We start from the raw sequence: 24011 nt of genomic DNA, 5'->3' as shown, positions 1-24011 counted from the left end.
GTACCGGTAGTGCCGGCCGCTGGCCGGCAATGCTCGTCGCGTTGGATCAACGGAGATGCCGGCCAGCGGCCGGCACTACCGAAGCCTCAGCGCAGCTTCGCCAGGGCCTGGCCCAGCTGCACCGGGCTTTCGGCGCCCAGCTGCGGCGCGAATTCGGCCACGCCCGGCGGCAGCAGCACGATCACGGTCGAACCGTAGTTGAAGCGCGCCATTTCGGCGAAGCGCTCCAGCTGGATGCCCTGGCCGCGGTAGTCCTTACGGGTGATGCGGTCACCGTAGGCCGGGATCTCCTCGCCGCTCCACACGGTTTCCACGCCGGAGACCAGCAGCGCACCGACCATCACACTGACCATCGGGCCGAAGCTGGTGTCGAAGTGGCAGACCAGGCGCTCGTTGCGCGCGAACAGGCGCGGTACGCCGTTGACGGCGGCCGGGCCGACGCTGAACAGGCGCCCCGGCACGTGCACCGTCTCGCGCAGGGTGCCGGTCCACGGCATGTGCACGCGGTGGTAATCGCGCGGGGACAGATACACGGTGGCGTACAGGCCATCGTTGTACGGCTTGGCATCCTCGTCACTGCCCAGCAGCTCGGCGGCGGTGAACGACTGGCCCTTGGCCTGGAAAATGCGGCCGGCCTCGATCTTTCCCAGCTGGCTGATGCGGCCGTCGGCCGGCATCACCAGGCTGCGCGGATCGGCATCGGCCACGCGCGCGCCCGGCTTCAGCGCACGGGTGAAGAACTGGTTGAAGGTCGCATAGCTGCGCGGGTCCGGATTGGCCGCTTCGTCCAGGTTGACGTTGAACTTTCGGGTGACCGTATCGATCAGCCAGCGCGATACGCGCGGATCGTCCGAGTACGCCAACGAACGCGCCATCGAGGACAGCAGTCGGTGGGGCAGGGCGTACGTCAGGGCGGTGGTGAGGCTCATGGGGCGGTTTTCTCGGTCAGCTTCTGCAGGTCGCGGGCGATCGCCGGCGCATTGAACGGGGGCCGCACCAGGCCGGCAAGGCGGCCCTGCGGGTCGAGCACGGCCAGGCTGGCCGAGTGCTCGACGGTGTAATCCTCGGGGTTCTCGTCGAAGTGCTTGCCCGGCACCTTCTGGAACACGAAGCCCAGCGAGGTGGCGAAGCGCTCCAGCGAGGGAACGTCGGCGGTTGCAGCCAAGGTGTCCTTATGGAAGCCATGCACGTATTCGCCGAGGCGGGTGGCGCTGTCGCGATCCGGGTCGACCGAGATGAACAACACGCGCGGGCGCAGGCTGTCGGGCAGGGCCTCCCACTGGTTCTGCGCGCCGGCCAGCTCGGCCAGGGTGGTCGGGCAGACGTCGGGGCAGAAGGTGAAGCCCAGGAACACCAGGGTCCAGTGGCCCTTCAGTTCGCCCGGGATCAGCCGGGTGCCATCGGACTGGGCCAGGTTGAAGTCGGGCAGTTCACGCGGCTGCGGGTACAGCGTGATCGCTTCGGTGGCCGGGGCATTGGCCGGCGGCTTCGGCGCGAACACCTGCTGGGCGGCCAGCAGGCCGAGCCCCGCCGCCAGGGCGATCAGCAGGATGATGCCGGCGTTGCGATTGAACATGGGGGCTCCCGCGCGAAATGGGCTCCATCATACCGGCTGCGGCCCGATCGTTTCTGCCGCAACGGATGCCGCCGCGGGCGCCAGCCCCTATAATCGGGGGCCACTTTGCCCGCAGTACCGCCATGACCGCTGAAACGGCCGCCGAACTCCACACGATCATCGATCTGATCCGCTACGGCACCAGCCGTTTCAACGAAGCCGGACTGACCTTCGGGCACAGCTACGACAACGCGCTGGACGAGGCCACCCAGCTGGTGCTGCACAGCCTGCACCTGCCGCACGACCTCGGCCCGGCCTACGGCCAGGCGCGCCTGCTGCAGGCCGAGAAGCTGCGCGTGCTGGAGCTGTTCCAGCGCCGCATCGACGAACGCATCCCGGCCGCCTACCTGACAGGTGAAGCCTGGTTTGCAGGTTTGAGCTTCAAGAGCGACAAGCGCGCCCTGGTGCCGCGCTCGCCGATCGCCGAACTGATCGAGTGCGGCTTCGAGCCGTGGCTGGCCGGCCGCGATGTCAGCCGTGCACTGGACCTGTGCACCGGTTCGGGCTGCATCGCCATCGCCATGGGCCACTACTACCCGAACTGGGAAGTGGACGGTGTCGATCTGAGCGACGACGCGCTGTCGCTGGCCGAGGAGAACAAGGAGCGCCTGCAGGCGCACAACGTCACCCTGCTCAAGTCGGACCTGTTCAACGGCCTGACCGGCCGCCACTACGACCTGATCGTCACCAACCCGCCGTACGTCACCAACGACGAGACCGATGCCCTGCCGCAGGAATACTCCTACGAGCCGGAGATGGGCCTGCGTGCCGGCGACGACGGCCTGGACCTGGTGCTGAAGATCCTGCGCGATGCGCCGCTGCACCTGAGCGAAGACGGTCTGCTGATCTGTGAAGTGGGCGAATCCGAGCAGCACCTGATCAAGCTGCTGCCGGAAGTCGACTTCGCATGGATCGAATTCAAGGTCGGCCAGATGGGCATCTTCGCGGTCGAATGCCGCGAGCTGATCGCCCATAGCGCGCGCATCACCGAACTGGCGGCGCAGCGCCCGTGAGCTCCAATGCGTTCGGCAAGCTGTTCACCGTCACCACGTTCGGCGAGTCGCACGGGCCGGCCATCGGCTGCGTGATCGATGGCTGCCCTCCGGGGCTGGCGCTGGACGCGGCCGAATTCGCCCACGACCTGCAGCGTCGTGCCACCGGCAAGAGCCGGCACACCTCGGCCCGACGCGAGGCCGATGAGGTCGAGATCCTGTCCGGCGTGTACGAGGGCCTGACCACCGGCACGCCGATCGCCCTGCTGATCCGCAACACCGACCAGCGCAGCAAGGATTACGCCAACATCGGCCAGCAGTTCCGGCCGGGCCATGCCGACTACAGCTACTGGCACAAGTACGGCATCCGCGACCCGCGCGGTGGCGGCCGTTCCTCGGCGCGCGAAACCACCATGCGCGTGGCCGCCGGCGTGGTCGCCAAGAAATGGTTGGCCGAACGTTTCGGCGTCACCGTGCGCGGCTACCTGTCGCAGCTGGGCGACATCACCCCGGCCGGTTTCGACTGGTCGGCGGTGGAAGACAATCCGTTCTTCTGGCCGCACGCCGCACAGGTGCCCGAGCTGGAGGCGTACATGGATGCGCTGCGCAAGTCCGGTGATTCGGTCGGTGCGCGCGTGGACGTGGTGGCCGACAACGTGCCGCCGGGCTGGGGCGAGCCGATCTACGGCAAGCTCGATGGCGAACTGGCCGCCGCGCTGATGAGCATCAACGCGGTGAAGGGCGTGGAGATCGGCGACGGTTTCGCCAGCGCCGCACAGATGGGCACCGAACACCGCGACCTGCTGACCCCGCAGGGCTTCGCCAGCAACCACGCCGGCGGCATCCTCGGTGGCATTTCCACCGGCCAGCCGGTGGTCGCCTCGATCGCGTTGAAGCCGACCTCCAGCCTGCGCCTGCCGGGCCCGTCGCTGGATACCGCAGGCAACGTGGTCGAGGTGGTCACCACCGGCCGCCACGACCCGTGCGTCGGCATCCGTGCCACGCCCATCGCCGAGGCGATGGTGGCGATGGTGCTGATGGACCAGGCGCTGCGCCACCGCGCGCAGTGCGGCGATGTCGGCACGATCACCCCGCGCATTCCCGGGCAGATCGATGGCTGACACGCGGCCGACCGTGTGGGTGAGCCAGCCGCTGATCGACGCGGCCATCGCGCCGCTGCGCGATCGCGTGCAGCTGCGCAGCACCGACACTGTCACCGCCTGGTCACCCGAGCAGATTGCCGAACAGCTGGCCAGCGCCGACGGCGCGATCATCACCCTCAACGAGCGCATCGGCGCAGCGCAGGTGGCCGATGCCGCGCAGCTGCAGGTGATCGCCAATGTCGGTGTCGGCTACAACAACCTGGATGTCGACGCGCTCAGTGCGGCCGGCATCCTGGCCAGCAATACGCCGGACGTCCTGACTGAAACCACCGCCGATCTCGGCTTCGCACTGCTGATGGCCACCGCACGCCGCATCACCGAGTCCGAGCGCTGGCTGCGCGAGGGACAGTGGCAGCAGTGGTCGTTCCAGACCATGCTCGGTGCCGACATCCACGGCAGCACGCTGGGCATCCTTGGCATGGGCCGCATCGGCCAGGGCATCGCCCGCCGCGGCGCGCACGGTTTCGGCATGAAGGTGCTGTACCACAATCGTTCGCAGCTGCCGGCCGCGACCGAAGCGGAAGTGGGCGCCACCTATGTGGACCTGGACACGCTGCTGGCGCAGTCCGATCACCTGCTGCTGGTGCTGCCGTATACCCCGGCCTCGCACCACCTGATCGATGCCGCCGCGCTGGCGAAGATGAAGCCGTCGGCGACGCTGGTGAACATCGCCCGCGGCGGCCTGGTCGATGAAATCGCGCTGGCCGATGCACTGGCCAACGGTCGCCTGGCTGCAGCGGGTCTGGATGTGTACGAAGGCGAGCCGAAGGTGCGCCCCGAACTGCTGGCGCTGCGCAATGTCGTGCTGACTCCGCATATCGGCAGCGCCTCGCTGGCCACGCGCACGGCGATGGTACAGCTGGCCGTGGATAATCTGGTTGCCGGGCTGGGCCTGGACGGCGGCCCGTCGCGCATGCCGAGCGCGATCAACGCTGACGCGGCGATGGCCGCGCGCGTGACTCTGGGCAAAAAAACCGGGAAACGATAGGGAACCTCCGCGCGCCCCGCTTGAGGAGGTTCCCCGAACCCAGCTGTCGTGCGTGTTTTTTTCCTATCCCCGTTTTCGTGAGAGTTTCCCCCATGAGCAATGCACAGCGCAGTTTCCACGTCGCCGTCGTCGGTGCCACCGGTGCGGTCGGCGAGACCATGTTGTCGATCCTGGCCGAGCGTGATTTCCCGGTCGGCACCCTGAGCGTCCTGGCCTCCGAGCGTTCGGCCGGTGGCGAGATCGAATTCAACGGCCAGAAGGTTACGGTCCAGGACCTGGCCACCTTCGATCCGACCGGTGTCGAGATCGCGCTGTTCTCGGCCGGCGGCAGCGTGTCCAAGGAATACGCGCCGAAGTTCGCCGCCGCCGGTGCGGTGGTGATCGACAACTCCTCGGCCTTCCGTTACGACGATGACGTGCCGCTGGTGGTGTCCGAGGTCAACCCGGAGCAGGTCGCCAACCGTCCGCGCGGCATCATCGCCAACCCGAACTGCTCGACCATGCAGATGCTGGTGGCGTTGGCGCCGCTGCACCGCAAGTACGGCATCGAGCGCATCAACGTCTCCACCTACCAGTCGGTGTCCGGCGGCGGCCGTTCGGCAACCGAGGAGCTGGGCAAGCAGACCGGCCAGCTGCTGAGCTTCCAGGAGATCGATCCGCAGCGCTTCCCGGTGCAGATCGCCTTCAACCTGATTCCGCACATCGACGACTTCCAGGACAACGGCTTCACCAAGGAAGAGATGAAGCTGATCTGGGAGACCCGCAAGATTCTCGGCGACGACAGCATCCTGGTGAACCCGACTGCGGTGCGTGTGCCGGTGTTCTACGGCCACTCCGAGTCGGTGGCGATCGAGACCCGCGACAAGGTGACCGTGGCCGAGGCGCGCGCGCTGCTGGAGCAGTCGCCGGGCATCGAAGTGGTGGACCGCCATGAAGCCGGTGGCTACCCGACCCCGGTCACCCACGCCTCGGGCACCGACGCGGTGTATGTCGGCCGCATCCGCGAGGACCTGTCGCACCCGCGCGGCCTGAACCTGTGGATCGTGTCGGACAACGTGCGCAAGGGTGCTGCCCTGAATGCCGTGCAGCTGGCCGAGCTGGTCGCCGCCGAGCAGCGCTGATCTCCGGTTATGTAGCGGCGCGCCATTCTCGACTGTGGGTCGGTAGGGCCGGCCGCTGGCCGGCATTGCCCTGATCCACCAGCTGAAGGGATTGCCGGCCAGCGGCCGGCACTACCTCAAGGGTCTTTCCGGTGGGTGCGGACCCCGGTCCGCACGCTTTATAGTGTCGCCCATGAATAAACGGGCCAAGGGCGCAAAGCGCCCGCTCACCTATCTGTCCGCCGCACTGCTCGCCTTGGCCAGCAGTTCGGCGCTCGCCCTGGGCTTGGGCGACATCCGGGTCCTGTCCAAGCCGGGCCAGCCCCTGCTGGCCGAAATCCCGGTGGTCTCGGCGGACCCGTCCGAGCTGGAAAACCTGCGCGTGGCGCTGGCCTCACCGGTCACCTTCGAACGTGTCGGCCTGCAGCGGCCAACCGGATTGGTCAGTGAACTGCAGTTCGAACTGACCCGCGACACGCAGGGCAGGGCGGTGGTGCGCGTCACCTCGCAGGCGCCGGTGGAGACGCCGTCGCTGAGCTTCCTCATCGAAGCCGATTGGGGCCAGGGCCGCCTGGTGCGCGAGTACTCGGCGCTGGTCGATGCGGCGCCCAGTGCGTTGGCCGTGGCCGAGCCGGAGATCGTCGCACCGGCTGGCACGCTCTCCAATACCATCGTGCGCGAACCTGCGCCGGCTTCGGCAACGGTGCCAGCAGCAGAGACGCCCACCACGCCGCCACCTGCGGCGGCGCCAGCGCCGGCACGCCCGCGTGCGGCCTCCGCGCCGGTTGCTGCAGCGCCGACAGATGGCAGCATCACCGTGCAGCGCGGGCAGACCCTGTCGCAGATCGCCAGTGCGGTGGCACGTGGCAACCAGGTCAGTCGCGACCGCGCGATGATCGCCCTGCTGCGTGCCAATCCCGAAGCCTTCATCCGTGGCAACGTCAACCTGCTCAAGCAGGGGGCGGTGCTGCGCATGCCTGGCAGCGATGCGCTTGCTGCGGTCGACGCAGCCGAAGCGGCGACGCTCGTGCGCGAGCATGCTGCGCAATGGCGGCAGGCGCGTACCGTGCCGCAACCCGCGGGTACCGTCGCCCCGGTCGCCAAGGCCGAAACCACGAACGCTTCTTCCCCGGCTGCGGCCAACGGGGCACGACTTGAGATCGCTCCGGCGCTGGCGTCCGACGCCGCGCACGCGGGCACAACCACCGGCACCGCTGCCGGCAGCGAGGGTGACATGCTGGGCAACGAACAACTGCGCCAGGCGCGTGAGGACATCGCCACCCGCGATGCCGAGATCGGCGAGCTGAAGCAGCGCGTGGCCGACCTGGAGAAACTCAAGGAACAGCAGCAGTCGCTGATCGCGATGAAGGACAACGACCTGGCCGCCGCGCAGCAGCGCCTGGCGCAGGCACCGGATGCCCGCGATGCGGCAACGCCGTGGTACTGGCTGGGGCTGCCGGTGCTGCTGCTGGCGGCGGGGGCGGCCTGGCTGCTGCGTCGTCGCAAGCCGTCGCCGCTACCGCCGCTGCGCGAGGAAGACGATGCCGCCGGCCTGGCCGCAGCGGTGCCGGCGGGCGGGGCGCTGGATACGCTGGCCGAGCAGTCTTCGTGGTCGGCGGTAGCCGATGGCGGCCGCCACGAACCGGCGATGCCGGCCTGGGCGAGCGAGCCCGAGACACCGGCCGAAACAGCGGTCGATCCGACCACCGACCCCGTGGCGCCGCCCGAGTGGCGGGCTGACACACTGCGCGACGAAGACGTGGTCGTACTGCCCGAGGCGGTGACCGATCTGCCGCGCTGGGACGAACCCGCGACCGCCAGCGGCGAGGGTGTCGTCGTCGAGCCGGTGCAGGATGAACCGATTGCACTGGAAGCCCCGGCGGACGTGGGTGTGCCGGACTATGCGCTGCATGCCGAACAGCAGCCGCAGTTCCGTGGCGTGTTCGATCTGCCGGCAGAAACGCATGACGTCGACGCCCCGGTCGATGCCATCGATCCGGCGCCCATCGACCGCGACGGCATCGATGCCCAACATCACCTGGATGCCGCGCCGATCACCGCAGCGGCGGGCACCGACGCTGGCTGGTCGCCCCGTGCGGGCCAGGAGCGCCTGGAGCTGGCGATCGCCTATCTCGACCTGGGCGACGCGCAGACTGCGCGTACCCTGCTGCTGGAAGTCGCAGAAGGCGGCGACCTGCACAGTCAGGCACAGGCGCGCGAACTGCTGGCCCGCCTGCCGTGACCGAACCTGCTGACAAGGACCGTGCCATGAGCCGCGAGCGCCGCATCGACTACGTTGAATTCGCCTCCAGTGATCCCGCGGCCAGCCGTGCGTTCTTCGAGAAGGTGTTCGGTTGGTCGTTCGTCGACTATGGCAGCGACTACACCGCCTTCGACGATGGCCGCCTGCAGGGCGGCTTCTTCCGTGGCCAGCCGCAGCGGGCCAGCGACAGCGGTGCACCGCTGCTGGTGCTGTATGCCGACGAGCTGGCACCGGTCGAGGCGGCGGTGCGTGACGCCGGCGGCGAGATCGTGCGCGCGGTGTTCTCCTTCCCCGGCGGCAGCCGCTTCCAGTTCGTCGAGCCCGGTGGCAACGAACTGGCGGTCTGGTCCGAACGCGACCCGGCCTGAGCGCCGCCCCATCCGCAACATCGAGGTAGCACATGCGTTATGCGCTTGGCGTCGAGTACGACGGCAGCGATTTCAGGGGCTGGCAGAACCTGGGCGAGGGTGGTCCCAGCGTGCAGGCCAGCCTCGAGCAGGCTCTGTCGTCGGTGGCCGATGTGCCGCTGCAGGTGGTCTGTGCCGGTCGCACCGATGCCGGTGTGCATGGCCAATGCCAGGTTGTCCATTTCGATACCGACGTGGTGCGCGATCCACGTGCCTGGATGCTCGGCACCACCACCCGCCTGCCTCGCTCGATCGCGGTGCGCTGGTGCGTACCGGTAGCTGATGATTTCCATGCCCGTTTCTCGGCGCGTGCGCGCCGCTACCGCTACCGACTGCTCAACCGCGAAATGCGGCCGGCGCTGGAGCGGCAGACCCTCAGCTGGGAGCGCCGGGCGCTGGACGAGACCCTGATGCATGCCGCCGGCCAGGCCCTGCTCGGCGAGAACGACTTCAGTGCGTTCCGTTCGGTACAGTGCCAGGCGCTGCACGCCCGGCGTGAACTGCAGTCACTGCAGGTCAGCCGCCAGGGCGAGGTGATCGAGGTCGCTGTGCAGGGCAATGCATTCCTTCATCACATGGTCCGCAATATCGTCGGATCGTTGATCCTGGTGGGCAGCGGCGAAAAACCGGTGGAATGGATCGCTGAGCTGCTGGCTGGGCGCGATCGCACCGTAGCTGGTCCCACCGCACCGCCGCAGGGCCTGGTGTTCCTTGGGCCCCTGTACCCCGACAACTGGCATCTGCCCGCCGAGGTCACGCTATGAGCCGTTCCTACTACCGTACACGCATCAAGTTCTGTGGCATGACCCGTGCCGGCGATGTCCGCCTGGCCGGTGAGCTGGGCGTGGACGCAGTGGGTTTCATCTTTGCCCGCGAGAGCAGCCGTCGGGTCGCGCCCGCCGAGGCCCGCGCGATGCGCCAGGCGATCGCGCCGATGGTCGATGTGGTGGCGCTGTTCCGCAACAACAGCAAGGAGGAAGTGCGCGAGGTGCTGCGCACGGTACGTCCGACCCTGCTGCAGTTCCATGGCGAGGAAGACGAGAGCTTCTGCCGCAGCTTCAACATGCCGTACCTGAAGGCGATTGCCATGGGGGGGCGTGAAGAGGTCAATGCCCGCACCCTGCAACTGCGCTATCCCAGCGCCGCCGGCTTCCTGTTCGACAGCCATGCTCCGGGTGGCGGTGGCGGTACCGGTGTGGCGTTCGACTGGGGTCGCATTCCGACCGGGTTGCACCGGCCGTTCCTGCTGGCCGGCGGCCTGAACGCGGAAAACGTCTATGACGCCGTGCTGGCCACGCTGCCGTGGGGCGTGGACGTCTCCAGTGGCATCGAGCTGGAGCCGGGCATCAAGGACGGTTACAAGATGCGCACCTTCGTCGAGGAAGTGCGCCGCGCGGACTGCACGGTTCTCGAGTGATTCGCGTCACTATTTGCTCTGGTCAGCGCCCGGATTTGAGCCTGCACGCATTCTTCACATAGGATGGACCCAAGCGCGCCTGCCATGAGGGCCGGCGCGGGGATCGACGGGGCGCGCTCTGCGCGTCCCGAACGGGCGACCGCCGCCCACAGCCCAGGAAGGCAAACGATGCAGGAATTCCTCACCGTCGTGTTCGGTTTCCCGACTCTGCCGTACAGCATCGTGCTGGCGGTGGCGGTGCTGTATTGGGCGCTGGCGGCGTTCGGGCTGGTCGATGACGGGTTCGGCGATGCCGGCGCCGATGGTGTGCTGCATGGCGATCATCACGACCTGCAGGGTCTGTCCGCGTTGCTGGCCCGCTGGGGCCTGGGCGGGGTGCCGCTCATGCTGGTGGTGACGCTGCTGGGCTTCTTCGCCTGGATCATCACCTATTTCATCCATCTATTCGTGCTGCTGCCGCTGCCGGACCTGCTGCGCTGGTTGATCGGTGCGGTCGTGGCCGTGCTGGCGCCGTTGCCGGCGGTACCGGTCACCGCGCTGCTGCTGCGGCCCATCCGCCGGTTCCTGCTGCGGCTGCGGCCGGTGGCGCAGGCCTCACTGCTGGGGCGGACCGGCGTGGTCGCCTCGCCCAGGGTGGATGCCCGCAGCGGTCACGCCACTTTCGACGACGGTGGTGCCGGGCTGGTGCTGCAGGTGCGCAGCGACATCGAATTGCAGCGTGGCGAGCGCATCGTGCTGGTCGAGCACATGGCCGAACAACACTATTACCGGGTGGTCCGCGCTGATGCGGTCGCCCTCGATTTCCAGGACAACCTGCTTCCGGGCAACAAGGAGAATCACTGATGACATTGGCAACCATGGCCCCCTTCCTGATCGGCGTGGTGGTCCTGCTGGTCGGTCTGCTCGGCCTGGCCGGCCTGTTCAAGGCCTTCTACCGCAAGGTCGACCAGGGTGTGGCCCTGATCGTCAACGACATGAGTTCCACGCCCAAGGTGCACTTCACCGGTGCGCTGATCATTCCCGTGCTGTACCGCGCCGAGCTGATGCGGATCAGCCTGATCACCCTGCAGATCGACCGCCGTGGCAAGGAAGGCCTGATCTGCCGCGACAACATGCGCGCCGACATCGCCGTGGCTTTCTACCTTCGGGTGAACGAGACCCAGGCCGACGTGCTGCGCGTGGCCAAGGCCATCGGTGCCGACCGTGCGTCGGACAAACACGCCGTCGATGAGCTGTTCAACGCCAAGTTCTCTGAAGCGCTGAAGACGGTTGGCAAGAAGTTCGACTTCACCGAACTGTTCGAGAAGCGCCAGGAATTCCGCGACGAGATCATTGCGGTGATCGGCAACGACCTCAACGGCTATGTGCTGGAAGACGTGGCGATCGATTACCTGGAGCAGACCCCGAAGTCGCTGCTGGACCAGTTCAACATCCTCGACGCGCAGGGCATCCGCAAGATCACCGAGCTGACCGCCGCGCAGAACGTGGTGACCAACGAGCTGGAGCAGAACGAGAAGCTCGCCATCACCAAGAAGAACGTGGAAGCGCGTGAAGCGCTGCTGGCGCTGGAACGCCAGCAGGCCGAAGCCGAAGCACGCCAGAAGCGCGAGATCGAGACCATCCGCGCGCGCGAGGAGGCCGAGACCGCCAAGGTGCAGGAAGAGCAGCGCCAGCTGTCCGAGAATGCCCGCATCGAAGCACAGCAGCTGATCGAGATCCGCGACCAGAACCGCCTGCGCGAAGTGGAAGTGGCCGAGCAGAACCGCCAGCGTGCCGTGGCCATCGAGGCCGAGCGCGTGGAGCGTGCACGCCAGCTGGAGCAGGTCACCACCGACCGCGAAGTGCAGCTGCAGGGCGTGGAGCGCGACAAGGTGGTCGAGCAGGGCAAGATGGACGTGGCCAACATCACCCGCGAACGCATCTCCATCGACAAGACGGTGGCGCAGGAAGAAGAGCGCATCAAGGAGGTGCGTGAAGTCTCCGAGGCCGATCGCCAGAAGCAGGTGCTGATCCTGGAAGCCGAAGCCAAGGCGCAGGAATCGCTGGTGCGCGAGGTGAAGGAAGCGCAGGCACGCGAAACCGCCTCCAAGCACCGCGCGGTTGAACTGACCACGCTGGCCCAGGCCGAGCATGAAGCGGCTGGCAAGCAGGCCGAAGCCAAGCGCCTGCTGGCCGACGCGCTGCGTGCCGAACAGGCCGCGCCGGGCCTGGCCGAAGCGCAGGTGCGTGAGGCGTCCGCGCTGGCCATCGAGAAGGTCGGCATTGCCGAAGCGCGCGTGATCGAAGCCAAGGCCGAAGCCAGCCTGAAGCAGGGCAGCAACGAGGCCCAGGTGCTGGCGCAGACGCTGCAGGCACAGGCACAGGGCGAGGAGAAGATGGGCCTGGCCCGTGCCACCGCCACCGAGTCGCTGGGCAACGCCGAAGCCGGCGTGGTGCAGAAGAAGCTGCTGGCCGAGGCCGAGGGCCTGGTGCGCAAGTTCGAAGCCATCGCCTCGCTGAGCGACCAGGCGCGTGGCCACGAAGAGTTCCGCATGATGCTGGACAACAGCCTGAAGCAGGCGCTGGCCTCGATCGAAGCCGGCAAGGAAGTCTCGCGCGAGAACGCCAATGTCATCGCCAGCGCGCTGCGCAACGCCGACATCGACCTGGTCGGTGGCGACGGCGGCATGTTCGAGAACCTGGTCAAGGCCGTCTCGCTGGGCAAGTCGATCGAAGGCTTCGCCGGCAAGAGCCCGATCGTGCAGGAGCTGATGCAGCGCTACCTGGGCGTGGCCGTGGCCGAACCGGCCCCGCGTCAGATCGCCGAGGACGCCGAAGCGGTCCCGACCGTGTCGGCCACCGTGGTCGACAGCGCCCGTTGATGCACCGGGCGATGGCCGGCCTGGCCATCGCCCGCCCGTGCCGGCCGCACGCGCGGCCGTTCGCCCGTGAGCTGGAAGCCTGCTGATGTCTGAAACCCATCCGTCCGCCGAAACCCCCGCGCCGGAGGCCGGCGGCAACACCGTCGACCAGGCCGTTGCCCAGGGCGGCGCCTACGAAGTCCTGCGCCGCCGCCTGACCGAGCAGGGCCAGCGCCTGCAGGGCCTGGCCGAGACGCTCAACCGCCAGCGCCTGGCCGAGTTCGGCGACAGCCGCCTGGAGGTGGTCGGGCGTTTCCGCATCCGCAGCGAAAACAACTGCGTCGGCCGTGACATCGTGCAGGTCGGGCCGGACCGCCTGCTGTTCGGCTACAACGTTTTCATCGGGCTGAAGACCCAGACCCGCATCGAGGATGTGTTCGGCCTGTACCGGCTGGTGCAGGGCAGCGACGGCTACGACGTGGCCGCGCTGGAGCTGAAGGGCAGCTTCCTCGACCAGCCCGGCTTCGTGCACGACTTCAACGAGCTGTACGCCTACTACAAGCACGCACGCCTGCTGCAGCTGATCGTGGTGGGCGACAAGCTGCTGGCTTCGTTCCAGATCGGCGAGCGCAGCAGCGATGTGCGCGTGTTCCGCTGGGCGCTGTCGCGCGATGGCGAACTGGCCTATCTGGATGCGCGCGGCGAGCGCGATATCGCACTGCCGCCGCCGTTCGACTTCGAATGGACCAGGGCGACCCGCGACCTGGCAGTCAATGGACGCCATTCGCACCTGAACATCCTCGACACCCTGTTCGTGGAGACCACCGGCGGCGACCTCACCATCAAGGTCGAGAACAACACCGAGACCGGGCAGGGCATCTACAGCGAACCGGTGGAGGACAGCACGCAGTCGCTTGACGACGCCCAGTTCGAATTCGCCCGGGTCGGCTCGCTGGTACTGCTGAAGGTGCTGCCGTACCGCGAGACGGAGTGGCGCGGCCTGATCTACAACACGCTGACCGGCGGCATCGTGCGCAACGATGCGATCGTTCAGGCCTGCGTGCAGCTGCCTGAAGACCACGGTGTGATCTTCCCGGGTGGCTATTACCTGCAGGGCGGCGAGCACAAGGCATTCGACGCCTCGATGGCCGGCATGCAGTTCAAGCGCAGCATCCGTTCGCCGAATGGCGAGGATGTGCTGTACATCTTCTACGAGCGCGAAGGTGGGCGCTCGGCGTTGTTCGTCTACAACACCATCCAGCGCGTACTGCAGAACCCGGTGTTCGGCCATGGCTACGCCTTCATGCAGGATGGACGCATGGTGCTGTTCCATGCCGAAGGCAACGAACCGACCCGCATCCATCCAATGCAGGTCTGGCAGACCCCGTTCAGCAGTGACGAGTTCGCCGCCAGCCGGCCGCCCGGCAACACCTTCATGGGCCGCATCGGCAACGCCGAGCTGGTGCGCGGCATTTCCAACCTGTTCAACCTGGCACGAGAGATCGACGGTCAGGATGTGTCGGTGCAGCGCTACCAGCGCCTGGTGGCCGATACACGACGCTTGTTCGATGCCCACCACTGGCTGGGTGACGCGGCCTGCGATGGTGCAGAGACGCTGCTGCGGCAGATCAGCGCCACCGGCGAATCGGTGCTGGACGAATACGAGAAAGTGCAGTCGATCCGCCAGCAGTCGGCGCAGGCGATGGTCGAGGCCGAGGCCGCGCACAAGGCGTTGCTGGGACGGCTGCAGCCACAGAACTGGAACGAGGTGCAGGCCTTCGTCGAGGCGCTCAATGCGATCACCGCCTTGCGTGGACGGCTGTTGACCATCCGCGAGCTGCGCTACATCGACACCGCACGTATCGAGGCCATGGCGGCCGAGCTGGTGGAGGCGCAGGACCATGTCGGCGCCGCCACGGGTGACTTCCTCGCCGGTGATGCTGCGCTGGCGCCACTGACCACGCGCCTGCAGGCGCTGGATGAAGCGGCCCAGCAGGCACAGAGTGCCCGCCAGCTGGACGAGCAGCTGGAAGGGTTGCGTGGCATGGCCGCCGACCTGGACATGTTGTCCGAGCTGATGGCCGGCCTGAAGGTGGACGATGCCACTGCCCGCACCCGCGTGGTCGAGTCGATCTCGGTGCTGTACGGGCGCCTCAACCAGGCCCGTGCGCGTGCTGATCAGCGTCGCCGGTCGCTGGGTTCGGCCGAGGCCGTGGCGCAGTTCGCCGCGCAGTTCGCGCTGTTCTCGCAGTCGATCACCAGCGCGCTGGCGCTGGCCACCGATCCGGAACGCGCCGACGAGCAGCTGTCGCGCCTGCTGGTGCAGCTGGAGGAGCTGGAGAGCCAGTTCGGCGAACACGAGCAGTTCCTTGGCGACATCCTGAGCAAGCGCGAAGAGCTGGTTGAAGCCTTCGAGACGCACAAGCAGGCACTGCTGGATGACCGCCAGCGCAAGGCACGTTCGGTGCTGGACGCGGCCAGCCGCATCCTCGATGGCCTGGCCAAGCGCACCGAACGCTTCGCCACCGCCGATGAGCTGAACGCGTTCTTCGCCGGCGATCCGCTGATCCTCAAGCTGCGTGAGCTGGCCGAACGCCTGCGCGCGTTGCATGACAACGTCAAGGCCGACGACATCGAGGCGCGGCTGAAGGGTGTGCGTGACCAGGCGGTGCGCCAGCTGCGCGACCGCAGCGATCTGTACGAAGCCGGCGGCAACGTGGTGCGGCTGGGGCCGCGCCACCGCTTCAGCGTCAACACCCAGGCACTGGACCTGACCCTGCTGCCGCGTGGTGACACGCTGGCGATCCATCTCACCGGCACCGACTTCCTGGAGACCCTGCACGATCCGGAGCTGGATGCGCTGAAGCCGTTCTGGCCGGTCACCCTGGACTCGGAGTCGCCCACGCTGTATCGCGGCGAGTATCTGGCCGGCAGCCTGCTGATGGCCGCGCAGGAGGGGAGCGATGGCCTTGACCTGGCCGCGCTGCAGCACGACGTCGCCACGCCGGAAGCACTGGACCAGCGCGTGCGCGCATTCGCCGCACCGCGCTACCGCGAAGGCTACGAGCGCGGCATCCATGACCATGATGCTGCGCTGATCCTGCGTGCGTTGCTGCCCTTGCAGCAGGCCGCTGGCAGCCTGCGCCATGCACCACGGGTGCGTGCGCTGGCGCTGCTGTTCTGGGCGGCCGAGCAGCGGTGTGAGGCAGTGGTGCAGTGGCCGGCGCGGCAGGCAGGTGCCGAGGCGCTGGCACGAGTGTTCGGGTCCGACGAGGGACGCCAGGCCCTGCGTGCGGAGATGGCCGAGGCACTGTTGGCCTACGCGCAATCTCACGCGTTGCCGTTCGATGCCGATGCCGCAGAGGCCGCGGCCGCCTATCTGGGCGAAGAGCTGGCGACCGGCGAGCCGGTGTTCAGCAGCAGCCGTCATGCGGTGGCACTGCTGGAGGCATTGGCGCAGCAGCTGGAGCAGGCCGGGCAGCGCGAGGCGGTCGAACGCGCCCTGCAGCGCAGCCAGGATCCGCTGGCCACGCGCTGGGGACTGGCCGGGCAATGGCTGCGTGCACTTGCGGGTACGCCGGCGTACGCCATGCATGCCGGCTATGTTGATGAAGCGGCGGCACTGCTGCTGGTGCAGCGCCAGCTGCGCACCCGTGCCAGCGACGCCGCGTTGCGGGTAGAGGTCAGCGGCCTGCTCGGTGAGCACGCGCGCATCGGCAATGGCACGCTGGTGATGTCGCTGGATGATTTCCTGACACGCCTGCAGCAGCACCTGCGTCACTTCGTGCCGGCGTTCCATGCCTATCAGGCATTGCGCCAGGGCATCATCGGCCGCGAGCGCGAGACCCTGCGTCTCTCCGAGTTCAAGGCGCGGCCGCTGTCCTCGTTCGTACGCAACAAGCTGATCAACGATGTCTACCTGGGCGTGATCGGTGACAACCTGGCCAAGCAGATGGGCACGGTTGGCGAGAACAAGCGCAGCGACCTGATGGGCCTGCTGATGATGATTTCGCCGCCCGGCTACGGCAAGACCACGTTGATGGAATACGTGGCGCACCGCCTGGGCCTGGTCTTCATGAAGATCAACGGCCCGGCGCTGGGTCACGAGGTGCGCTCGCTGGACCCGGCCCAGGCGCCCGACGCGACCTCGCGACAGGAGCTGGAAAAGCTCAATCTGGCGCTGGAAATGGGCAACAACACCATGCTGTATGTCGACGACATCCAGCACACCCATCCCGAGTTCCTGCAGAAGTTCATTTCGCTGTGCGATGGCACCCGTCGCATCGAAGGCGTGTGGCGCGGCCGCACCCGCACCTACGACATACGCGGCAAGAAGTTCTGCGTGGTGATGGCCGGCAACCCGTATACCGAGTCCGGCGAGGTGTTCAAGATTCCGGACATGCTGGCCAACCGTGCCGACATCTACAACCTCGGCGACGTGCTCGGTGGCATGGAGGCTGCTTTCACGCTCAGCTACATCGAGAACAGCCTGACCTCCAACCCGGTGCTGGCGCCGCTGGCCACGCGTGACATGGCCGATCTGTACGTGCTGGTCGAGCGTGCGATGGGCAAGGAGGTCTCGACCAATGGCCTCAGCCATGCCTACAGCAGTGCCGAGATCAACGAGATCACCGCCACCCTGCAGCGCATGCTGCGCGTGCGCGACGTGGTCTACCGGGTCAACCAGCAGTACATCGCCAGTGCCGCGCAGGATGACCGCTACCGCACCGAACCGCCGTTCCGGCTGCAGGGCAGCTACCGCAACATGAACAAGCTGGCCGAGAAGATCTCGCCGGTGATGAACGAGGACGAGCTGCAGCAGTTGATCTCCGACCACTATCTGGGCGAGGCGCAGCTGCTCACCACCGGCGCCGAAGAGAATCTGCTGAAGCTGGCCGAACTGCGCGGCGTACTGGATGACACGCAGGCGCAGCGCTGGGCACAGATCAAGCGCGACTTCCTGCGCAACAAGGCCATGGGGGCTGACGACAGCGATGTTGGCGGGCGTGTGGTCGCGCAGTTGGCAGACATCGCCAGCGCGTTGCAGTTGCCACCGCCGACGCCGGAGACGGCCCCCGCTGCCGTCGCCGACCCTGCGCCGTGGCCGGCCTTGCTCGAGGCCCTGCAGCAACTCTCCGAAACACGCCCTGCACCCGCCGCGTCGGTGCCGGTCGCGGCGGCACCCAGTGTGCCGGCCATGGTCCTGGCCGAAGATCTGCAGGCCGGCCTGGCGCCGCTGGTGGAACTGCTTGCGGCATCACAGGCGCAGCAGGCACAGGTGTCGCAGACCCTGGCTGCGTTCGCCGGCTGGGCACGGCAGCAGGTCGAGCGCGGCGGGCCGAGTGCCGTGGTTGCGCAGCGCGCGCGCGTGCGCCGTGCCGCGACGCCGGAGGAGCGCGCACTGGATGAGGCCCTGATGCGCCACTTCTACGGCGAGTCGTTGCCGCCGGACGACAGTGAGGACATTCCGGCAACGACACCGAAGCCGCCGCCGCTGCCGTGACCACGCAGGCGCCACTGCCGCCACCGAGCTTGCCGGACACGTCCGATGTCGCCGTGCTGGCCGACTATGGTGCGCCGTTGCTGCAGGCACTGGCGCGGCGCGAAACACCGTTGCCGCCGGGTGCGGGCGAAGGCCTGGTGGCCGCACTGGCACGCATCGCGCTGGCCCTGCAGGCCGCCAACCCGGCGCAGATCCGGCAGGAGGAGAGCTGGTGGGGCCGCCTGCTGGGGCGCGATGTCGCTCGCGAGGCGGAAGGGCGTGCGTTGCAGTCGCAGCTGGGCGTGCTGGCCCTGCAGGCGCGCGAGCAGGCCCTGCACCTGCAGCAGCACCTGCAGCGGCGGGCCATGGCCATCGCCGGGCATTCAGCGGCGGCCGCAGCGCTGGACGACTGGGTCGGGCTGGCTGCGGCGCGGCTGGCGTCGCTGGATATCGCCGGCCAGGCCGCGCTGTCGCAACGGCTCGATCATCTGCGCCGGCTGGCCATGCTGCGCCGTCTCGAGGCCGGCCAGTGGCAGCTGCTGCAGGACCAGGACAACGTGCTGCTGCAACGCTTCGCGCGTATCCATGACGTCCTGCTGCCGGCCTGGCGGCAGGCCGCCGTCGCGGGCCAGGCCGCGGCCGGCGCCACACTGGCGGCGAAGGCCGCCACGCTGCACGCACAGATCGATGACGAGGTCGCGGCGGCTCAGGCTAGACTGCCTTGAGCCGGCCGCCGCTGCCGCTTACCCAACTGCAAGGAGACTGCCCGATGACCCAGGACAGCCAGACCCCCGGTGCCCTTGTGCCCGGCACGACCACCGCCGCTCCGCTCGATGAAGGCGCATTGCAGGCGCTTGGCCTGGTCCGCGAGGATCTGCCGCGCATCGCCGAGATCCGTCTGGAGCTGGATGACCTGCGGCCGGGCAACCTGCAGGTGTTCGGTCGCGAAGCGGCCACGCGCACCGCAGCGTTCTCCAGCCAGTTGCTCGACCAGGTGCGCAATCGTGACCTGGATGCCAGTGGCGAGAAGCTGGGCGAAGTGGTGCGCATCGCGCGCAGCCTGAAGCTGGACGGCTTCGCCCAGCGGTCGAAGGTGCCGGTGATCGGTGGCCTGATCGACCGCCTGCGCGTATCCAAGGGCGAGCTGGTGCAGAAGTTCAGCGACACCAACGCGCAGATCGAGCAGCTGCTGGGCGATGTCGGTGTGCAGCAGAAGTTGATGGGCAAGCGCGTGGGCGAGTTCGACCGCATGCATGACATCGTCCGCGAAGAACGCCATGCGCTGGGCCTGTATGCTGCCGCCGGCAAGCAGCGCCTGGCCGAACTGCAGGCCGAGCAGCAGGCCGGGCAGGGCAGTGAGGATCCGCAGCAGCGCATCCGCCAGAGCGAAGTCGACAACGCGATCCGCCTGATCGAAAAGCGCGTGTCCGACCTGCAGCTGATGCAGCACGCCGCCGACCAGTCGCTGCCGATGATCCGCCTGATCCAGGCCAACGCGCTGCAGCTGATCGAGAAGTTCAACACGGTGCGCGAGATCACCATCCCGTCATGGAAGCGCCAGTTCGCCATCCAGCTTTCGCTGGGTGAGCAGAAGGCCGCGGTCGAGTTGTCCACCGCCATCGACGATGCCACCAACGAGCTGATGCGCCGCAATGCCGATCTGCTGCGCCAGGCCTCGGTGGATACCGCGCGCAGCAACCAGCGCGGCGTGATCGACGTGGCCACGCTGCGCCACGTGCACGACCAGTTGATCGCCACGGTCGAGGAAGTGCGCAGCATCCATCGCGAAGGCATGCAGCAGCGGCAGCAGGCCGAAGTCGAGCTGTCGCGCCTGCGCGAAGACCTGCAGCAGCGCCTGGCCACTCCAACCGCCAGCTGAAAAAAGGGGACGGAGGGGATTAAGTCGTTTGTGCCACTTGCGACTTAATCCCCTCCGTCCCCTTTTTGTTGTCAGCGGAGTTGTTGGCTCGCCCAGTCCGCCAGTGCTTCCACGCGCGCGTTGGCCGGGCCGTCCGGCCAAGCCAGTACCCAGAAGCCACCCGTGGCGGCAAATCCCCAGGGCGCGACCAGACGGCCTGCCGCCAGGTCCTCGGCCACCAGCGGCTCTGGCGCGATCGCCGGGCCCAGCCCGGCCACTGCGGCTTCCAACAAGTAGTACAGGTGCTCAAAGGCGATGCCCAGCTGCAGCTTCGACACGTCCAGGTCGTGCGCTTGCGCCCACGCCGGCCACGCCTGTGGCCGTGAGCTGGTGTGCAGCAGCGTCTCCTGCAGCAGCGCCGAGGGCGGTACATGCCGCAGGCGCTGCGCGGCCGGATGCGAGGGGGCCACCACCACGCCGACCCGTTCCGGCGCCAGCTCACGCACCTGCCAGCCCCGGGGCCAGGGCCCCTGCGCCAGCAGCAGCACCGCATCCAGTGCTGCCTGCGCTTCGGTGAAACTGCCATCCAGCGCCGACCATTGCAGGCGCACGCCGGGCAGGGCGGCCTGCAGCGCAGGCAGGCGCGGGATCATCCAGCGCGCCAGCACGCTGCCGCTGCAACCCAGTACCAGCGCCGGGGCTGCCGCCGGCCGCCGCAGTTCTCGCACGCAGTCTTCGATGCCGCCGAAGGCTTCGCTGCACGCTGCCTGCAGGCGCGTACCCGCAGCGGTCAGGCGCAGCCCGCGACCGGCACGCTGGAATAGCGCCAGGCCCAGATGATCTTCCAGCAGCTTCAGTTGCCGGCTGACCGCGCCATGGGTGACGTGCAGATCCTGTGCGGCGCGGCCCACGCCGCCAAGGCGGGCAGTGGTCTCGAACGCGCGCAGTGCATTGAGCGGCGGAAGCAGGGAACGGCTCATGTGAGATTTCCTGACGATATGCGCCAGATAATATCCATTTTCCGGTCACGACCCGTGCGCTAGAGTATCCACCTGTCTGAACCACCGGTCGTATCCATGTCTGCCTCCCCCATTGCCGACTACCACGCTTTCCCGGATGCCCAGGGCCACTTCGGCCGCTACGGCGGCAGTTTCGTTGCCGAAACCCTGGTCGGCCCGCTGCAGGAACTGGCCCAGGCCTATGACCAGGCCCGCCAGGACCCCGAATTCCAGGCGGCCTATGACCGCGACCTGGCGCATTACGTGGGCCGGCCGAGCCCGATCTATCACGCCCAGCGCCTGAGCGATCACGTCGGCGGCGCGCAGATCCTGCTCAAGCGCGAGGACCTGAACCACACCGGCGCGCACAAGATCAACAACACCATCGGCCAGGCACTGCTGGCCGCGCGCATGGGCAAGAAGCGCATCATCGCCGAGACCGGTGCAGGCCAGCATGGCGTGGCCAGTGCCACGGTTGCTGCGCGCCTGGGCCTGGAATGCGTGGTGTACATGGGTGCCACCGACATCGAGCGGCAGAAGATCAACGTCTACCGCATGAAGCTGCTGGGCGCGACGGTGGTACCGGTCACTTCCGGCTCGGCCACCCTGAAGGACGCGCTCAACGAAGCGATGCGCGACTGGGTGACCAACGTGCAGGACACCTTCTACATCATCGGCACCGTGGCTGGACCGGATCCGTACCCGCGCATGGTTCGTGACTTCAATGCCATCGTCGGCCGCGAAGCGCGTGAGCAGATGCTGGCCGAGTACGGGCGCCTGCCGGATGCGATCACCGCCTGCGTCGGCGGCGGCAGCAACGCCATCGGCCTGTTCCATGCCTTCCTCAACGATCGTCAGGTCGAGATCGTCGGCGCCGAAGCCGCAGGTGATGGCATCAGCACCGGGCGCCATGCCGCCTCGATCGCTGCCGGTCGCCCGGGCGTGCTGCATGGCAACCGCACCTATGTGCTGTGCGATGACGACGGCCAGATCATCGAGACCCATTCGGTGTCGGCCGGTCTGGACTATCCGGGCGTCGGCCCTGAGCACGCGTTCCTGGCCGATACCGGCCGCGCGCGCTACCTCGGCATCACCGATGAAGAAGCGCTGCAGGCCTTCCACCTGCTGGCGCACACCGAAGGCATCCTGCCGGCACTGGAGTCCAGCCATGCGCTGGCGCAGGCGATCAAGCTGGCGCGCGGTCGTCCGCGTGACCAGATCGTCCTCTGCAATCTGTCCGGCCGTGGCGACAAGGACGTGCACACCATCGCCGCCCGCGAAGGGCTGGTGCTGTGAGCGCGCTGCTGCGGAACAGTGGCGCGCTGCTGATGGCGCTGGGGTTGGCCGCGTGCCAGCCGCCGGAGCCGCCGGTGCTGGCACCGGCCGCCAAGGCCAACACGCAGCCTGTGCAGCAGGCGGCCAACGATGATCTCGACCCGATGGCGCGTACGCCCATTGTCGATGCCCCCTCCGAAGAAGGGACGAGCGGCGATGATGCGCCCGCGGTGGCTTCGGTGGCGCTGGATCATGCTGGTGACGTGCTGGTTGGCCAGCACATGAGTGACCTGAAGGCACTGGGTCCCTGGAAGGCGCAGGGCGCGAAGGAATTCTTCGAAGGCGACTGCGAGTACTACGACGGCAAGGGGCTGCCGCCGGGCGTGTCGATGATGACCGACGACGACCGCGTGGTCCGTTTTGATCTGAAGCCGGGCGACGAGCCGGAACTGCCGGTTGAACAGCCGGGACCGTTCGGCCTGCGCATCGGCATGACCCGTGCCCAGGCCATGGCCCAGTTCCCGAAACCGCCGGTGTCCAGCCCGCATTCCTACGACGGTGACCAGGGCGAGTACCTCACCTGGCAGGACCCGGGTTCGGACCTGGGCATCCGCCTGGAACTGTTTGAAGGGAAGGTCACCCGGATGTACTGGGGGACCAGCGATGCGATTGAACTGATTGAAGGATGTGCCTGAGATGTCTGTATCCCGACTCGATGCTTGTTTCCAGCGCCTGCGCGAGCAGCAGCGCAAGGCGCTGATTCCCTTCATCACTGCCGGTGATCCCTCGCTGGAGGCCACCGTGCCGGTCATGCACGCACTGGTCGATGCCGGCGCCGACGTGATCGAACTGGGCGTGCCGTTCTCCGACCCGATGGCCGATGGCCCGACCATCCAGCGCAGCTCCGAGCGCGCGCTGGCGCGCGGTGCTGGCAGCCGCTACGTGCTGCAGGCCGTGGCGCAGTTCCGCGAGCGCGATGCGCAGACCCCGGTGGTACTGATGGGCTACCTGAACCCGGTGGAGATCCACGGCTACGCGGCCTTCGCCAAGGCCGCCGTGGACGCCGGCGTGGACGGCGTGCTGCTGGTCGACCTGCCGCCGGAAGAAGCGGGCGAGGCCCAGCAGGCGTTCGACGCAGCCGGCCTGGCGCTGGTCCTGCTGGCGTCGCCGACCACCAGCGAGGCGCGCGCCGACAAGCTGCTGGCGTTGGCCCGTGGCTATCTCTACTACGTCAGCTTTGCCGGTGTCACCGGCGCGTCCGAGCGCCTGGACAGCGATGCCGCCAGTGCCCGCCTGCAGGCGTTGCGCGCGCGTGCGTCGGTGCCGGTGGTGGCGGGCTTCGGCATCAAGGATGCCGACAGCGCCGCGGCGATGGCCCGCCAGGCCGACGGCGTGGTGGTGGGCAGCGCGCTGGTGGCGGTGCTGGCCGAAGCGGACTCGGCTGAAGAGGCCGCGCAGCGCGCTCGAACCTTCCTGGCCCCGCTGCGGCAGGCGCTGGACGCGTAACAGGACTGCCGGCCGCTGGCCGGCATCCTCCATACCCGCCTGCGCACAGGGCTGCCGGCCAGCGGCCGGCACTACCCATCGGTCTGTACATAAGGGTTGCCGGGCAG

General features: G+C 67.8%; 19 protein-coding genes. 16 read left to right on the top strand and 3 right to left on the bottom strand.

All coding sequences use genetic code 11. The features are described 5' to 3' along the window. Positions 1–86 precede the first annotated feature (86 nt). Both asd and ACJ7C5_RS03050 read right to left on the bottom strand, forming a co-directional pair. Complete coding sequence (asd, locus tag ACJ7C5_RS03055; RefSeq protein WP_049436790.1) at positions 87–929, bottom strand: archaetidylserine decarboxylase; 843 nt, start codon at positions 927–929, stop codon at positions 87–89. Continuing rightward, complete coding sequence (locus ACJ7C5_RS03050; RefSeq protein ID WP_006381470.1) at positions 926–1576, bottom strand: SCO family protein; 651 nt, start codon at positions 1574–1576, stop codon at positions 926–928. The genes asd and ACJ7C5_RS03050 overlap by 4 nt, the downstream gene beginning before the upstream one ends. Positions 1577–1698: 122 nt before the next feature. Between ACJ7C5_RS03050 and prmB the strand changes: the two genes are divergently transcribed. The 13 genes from prmB (at position 1699) to ACJ7C5_RS02985 (ending at position 20146) form a co-directional block, all read left to right on the top strand. After that, positions 1699–2628 (top strand): 50S ribosomal protein L3 N(5)-glutamine methyltransferase, encoded by a 930-nt coding sequence (gene prmB, locus ACJ7C5_RS03045; RefSeq protein WP_005410487.1) that lies wholly within the window; start codon positions 1699–1701, stop codon positions 2626–2628. Beyond that, positions 2625–3728 carry a chorismate synthase gene (gene aroC / locus ACJ7C5_RS03040; RefSeq protein WP_412703012.1) on the top strand — a complete coding sequence of 368 codons (1104 nt, stop codon included), beginning with the start codon at positions 2625–2627 and terminating at the stop codon, positions 3726–3728. Before prmB ends, aroC begins: the two co-directional genes overlap by 4 nt. Beyond that, complete coding sequence (locus tag ACJ7C5_RS03035) at positions 3721–4758, top strand: 2-hydroxyacid dehydrogenase (protein WP_412703011.1); 1038 nt, start codon at positions 3721–3723, stop codon at positions 4756–4758. The genes aroC and ACJ7C5_RS03035 overlap by 8 nt, the downstream gene beginning before the upstream one ends. Positions 4759–4850: 92 nt before the next feature. After that, a complete protein-coding gene (locus ACJ7C5_RS03030) occupies positions 4851–5879 on the top strand; it encodes an aspartate-semialdehyde dehydrogenase (protein WP_049445577.1) in 1029 nt (342 codons plus the stop codon). A gap of 172 nt (positions 5880–6051) precedes the next feature. Continuing rightward, positions 6052–8100, top strand: coding sequence for a FimV/HubP family polar landmark protein (locus tag ACJ7C5_RS03025; protein WP_412703010.1), 2049 nt, complete (start codon positions 6052–6054; stop codon positions 8098–8100). A gap of 26 nt (positions 8101–8126) precedes the next feature. Continuing rightward, positions 8127–8489 (top strand): VOC family protein, encoded by a 363-nt coding sequence (locus ACJ7C5_RS03020; RefSeq protein ID WP_088026667.1) that lies wholly within the window; start codon positions 8127–8129, stop codon positions 8487–8489. Between the two features lie 32 nt (positions 8490–8521). Further along, positions 8522–9292, top strand: a complete 771-nt coding sequence (truA, locus tag ACJ7C5_RS03015; RefSeq protein WP_412703009.1) for a tRNA pseudouridine(38-40) synthase TruA — start codon at positions 8522–8524, stop codon at positions 9290–9292. Continuing rightward, a complete protein-coding gene (locus ACJ7C5_RS03010) occupies positions 9289–9945 on the top strand; it encodes a phosphoribosylanthranilate isomerase (RefSeq protein ID WP_088026665.1) in 657 nt (218 codons plus the stop codon). Before truA ends, ACJ7C5_RS03010 begins: the two co-directional genes overlap by 4 nt. A 168-nt stretch (positions 9946–10113) precedes the next feature. Further along, positions 10114–10788, top strand: coding sequence for a hypothetical protein (locus ACJ7C5_RS03005; protein WP_412703008.1), 675 nt, complete (start codon positions 10114–10116; stop codon positions 10786–10788). Further along, positions 10788–12806 carry a hypothetical protein gene (locus ACJ7C5_RS03000; RefSeq protein WP_176433041.1) on the top strand — a complete coding sequence of 673 codons (2019 nt, stop codon included), beginning with the start codon at positions 10788–10790 and terminating at the stop codon, positions 12804–12806. Before ACJ7C5_RS03005 ends, ACJ7C5_RS03000 begins: the two co-directional genes overlap by 1 nt. A gap of 85 nt (positions 12807–12891) precedes the next feature. Beyond that, a complete protein-coding gene (locus ACJ7C5_RS02995) occupies positions 12892–18288 on the top strand; it encodes a DNA repair ATPase (RefSeq protein ID WP_412703007.1) in 5397 nt (1798 codons plus the stop codon). Further along, positions 18285–18992 carry a hypothetical protein gene (locus ACJ7C5_RS02990; protein WP_412703006.1) on the top strand — a complete coding sequence of 236 codons (708 nt, stop codon included), beginning with the start codon at positions 18285–18287 and terminating at the stop codon, positions 18990–18992. Before ACJ7C5_RS02995 ends, ACJ7C5_RS02990 begins: the two co-directional genes overlap by 4 nt. Positions 18993–19036: 44 nt before the next feature. Further along, the gene (locus ACJ7C5_RS02985) at positions 19037–20146 is read left to right on the top strand and encodes a toxic anion resistance protein (RefSeq protein WP_412703005.1); all 1110 of its coding nucleotides are present in this window, start codon (positions 19037–19039) and stop codon (positions 20144–20146) included. A 71-nt stretch (positions 20147–20217) separates the two neighbouring features. Here ACJ7C5_RS02985 and ACJ7C5_RS02980 read toward each other — a convergent pair whose 3' ends face one another. After that, positions 20218–21105, bottom strand: coding sequence for a LysR family transcriptional regulator (locus ACJ7C5_RS02980; protein WP_412703004.1), 888 nt, complete (start codon positions 21103–21105; stop codon positions 20218–20220). A 96-nt stretch (positions 21106–21201) separates the two neighbouring features. Between ACJ7C5_RS02980 and trpB the strand changes: the two genes are divergently transcribed. From trpB to trpA, 3 genes are read left to right on the top strand one after another with little or no spacing between them, the layout of a single operon-like run. Continuing rightward, positions 21202–22419 (top strand): tryptophan synthase subunit beta, encoded by a 1218-nt coding sequence (trpB, locus tag ACJ7C5_RS02975; protein WP_088026659.1) that lies wholly within the window; start codon positions 21202–21204, stop codon positions 22417–22419. Further along, entirely contained in the window at positions 22416–23093 is a 678-nt protein-coding gene (locus tag ACJ7C5_RS02970; protein ID WP_412703003.1) for a hypothetical protein, read from the top strand. The genes trpB and ACJ7C5_RS02970 overlap by 4 nt, the downstream gene beginning before the upstream one ends. A gap of 1 nt (position 23094) precedes the next feature. Continuing rightward, the gene (gene trpA, locus ACJ7C5_RS02965) at positions 23095–23904 is read left to right on the top strand and encodes a tryptophan synthase subunit alpha (protein WP_088026657.1); all 810 of its coding nucleotides are present in this window, start codon (positions 23095–23097) and stop codon (positions 23902–23904) included. Positions 23905–24011: the final 107 nt, after the last annotated feature.

It is taken from the genome of Nocardiopsis yanglingensis (genome assembly GCF_045809185.1).
Taxonomy (GTDB): domain Bacteria; phylum Pseudomonadota; class Gammaproteobacteria; order Xanthomonadales; family Xanthomonadaceae; genus Stenotrophomonas; species Stenotrophomonas yanglingensis.
The sequence above is the reverse complement of the archived record's forward strand: the minus strand, read 5'-3'. Positions and strand labels throughout refer to the sequence as shown.